1 protein-coding gene is annotated in these 267 nt (G+C 38.2%); it reads left to right on the top strand.

All coding sequences use genetic code 11. The features are described from left to right. A partial coding sequence (locus tag V6251_RS15560) for a T9SS type B sorting domain-containing protein (RefSeq protein ID WP_341589032.1) occupies positions 1–267 on the top strand: 267 nt, incomplete at both ends.

Raw genomic sequence — 267 nt, 5'->3', positions numbered from 1 at the left:
ACATTAATGGCTGTGGAGAAGCAAGTATACCAGTAATGGTAATGGACTATCCACACTTCTTTACACCAAATGACGATGGGTTTAACGACACTTGGAACATTTACGGAATAGAAGACCAATTAGATGCCGAGATTTATATATTTGATCGTTACGGTAAATTATTAAAACAATTAAGTCCAAGTGGACTAGGATGGGATGGAACGTATAATGGTAATCCAATGCCAACTAGTGACTACTGGTTTACGGTTGAGTATAGAGAGCCAAACG

Source organism: Olleya sp. Ti.3.14 (assembly GCF_038154885.1).
Taxonomy (GTDB): Bacteria; Bacteroidota; Bacteroidia; order Flavobacteriales; family Flavobacteriaceae; genus Olleya.
This window is presented reverse-complemented; position numbering and strand designations above follow the sequence as displayed.